Source organism: Streptomyces sp. MnatMP-M17 (assembly GCF_900091995.1).
Taxonomy (GTDB): Bacteria; Actinomycetota; Actinomycetes; order Streptomycetales; family Streptomycetaceae; genus Streptomyces.
On record NZ_FMDK01000866.1, the window covers coordinates 1 to 1,500 of the forward strand.

Here is a 1,500-nt window from a genome sequence, read left to right on the forward strand (position 1 = left end):
GGGAGCCCCCGGGTAGCCGCCGTACGGCTGGACCGGCGGCGCCTGCGGATAGCCGTAGCCGGGCTGCTGACCTTGCGGGTAGCCGTAACCGGGCTGGCCCTGCTGCTGACCGTAGCCGGGCTGCTGGCCCGGCTGGCCCTGCTGGCCGTACGGGTTGTTGGGATCGCCGAAGCTCATGGCGGGATTCCTCCGTTGGTGAAGCTGGGGACGTTACGACCCGGGCAGGAGGAACTTCTCTGAACTGAGCGGACTGCCCCCCCGATGCCGGCCGCGCATTGCGCGGTAATCGTGTTATCAACGTCGTATTTTGTCCAGCGCCATTACGCGGGCGTTGTGCAAGTGCAATCTCCTGTCCGCTTGACCGGGCGCGATCGGGTGCGGCTGCGCGTCTGGGCGTGTCCGGCGGACATGTGACGGAGGCCACTGGCGGGCCGCGAATCGGGCCGTGGTCGGGTCGCGAATCGGAACGCGAATTGGAACCGGAGAGAGCCATCCGCGAGGATGGGGGCATGACCGCCCAGATTCTCGATGGCAAGGCCACCGCAGCCGCGATCAAGTCCGACCTGACCGCCCGCGTGGCGGCCCTGAAGGCGAGAGGTGTCACGCCCGGCCTGGGAACCCTGCTGGTCGGGGACGATCCCGGCAGCCGCTGGTATGTGAACGGCAAGCACCGCGACTGCGCGCAGGTCGGGATCGCCTCGATCCAGCGCGAACTGCCCGACACGGCCTCCCAGGAGGACATCGAGGCGGTGGTCGCGGAGCTGAACGCCAACCCCGAGTGCACGGGATACATCGTGCAACTGCCGCTGCCCAAGGGCATCGACACCAACCGGGTGCTGGAGCTGATGGATCCGGCCAAGGACGCGGACGGGCTGCATCCGATGAGCCTCGGGCGGCTGGTGCTCAACGAGACCGGGCCGCTGCCGTGCACTCCGTACGGCATCATCCAGCTTCTGCGCCACCACGGTGTGGCGATCGCGGGCGCGCATGTGGTGGTCGTGGGCCGCGGTATCACGGTCGGCCGGTCGATCCCGCTGCTGCTGACCCGTAAGTCCGAGAACGCGACCGTGACGCAGTGCCACACGGGCACCCGCGATCTGTCGGCGCAGCTCAGGCAGGCGGACATCATCGTGGCGGCGGCGGGCGTGCCGCACATCGTCAAGCCGGAGGACGTGAAGCCGGGCGCGGCGGTTCTCGATGTGGGCGTGAGCCGTGACGAGAACGGGAAGATCGTCGGAGATGTCCATCCGGGCGTCGCGGAGGTGGCGGGCTGGATCTCGCCCAACCCGGGCGGTGTGGGCCCGATGACCCGCGCGCAGTTGCTGGTCAACGTGGTCGAGGCGGCGGAACGCGCCGTCGCCGACGCGGGCTGAACCGTACGGTGACGCGGAAAGGGGCATCCATGGGTGCTGGTACGAGGGGCGCTGGTACGAGCACGGGCGACGCGGCCCGACCGGGGCGCGACGCCGGCGAGGCGCCGGAGCGCGCGGCGGCTGCGGC

General features: G+C 69.9%; 1 protein-coding gene. It reads left to right on the plus strand.

Annotation, left to right across the window (positions count from 1 at the left end; translation table 11 throughout):
* Window positions 1-509 precede the first annotated feature (509 nt).
* Window positions 510-1,373 carry a bifunctional methylenetetrahydrofolate dehydrogenase/methenyltetrahydrofolate cyclohydrolase gene (locus tag GA0115259_RS32335; protein WP_093603560.1) on the plus strand — a complete coding sequence of 288 codons (864 nt, stop codon included), beginning with the start codon at window positions 510-512 and terminating at the stop codon, window positions 1,371-1,373.
* Window positions 1,374-1,500: the final 127 nt, after the last annotated feature.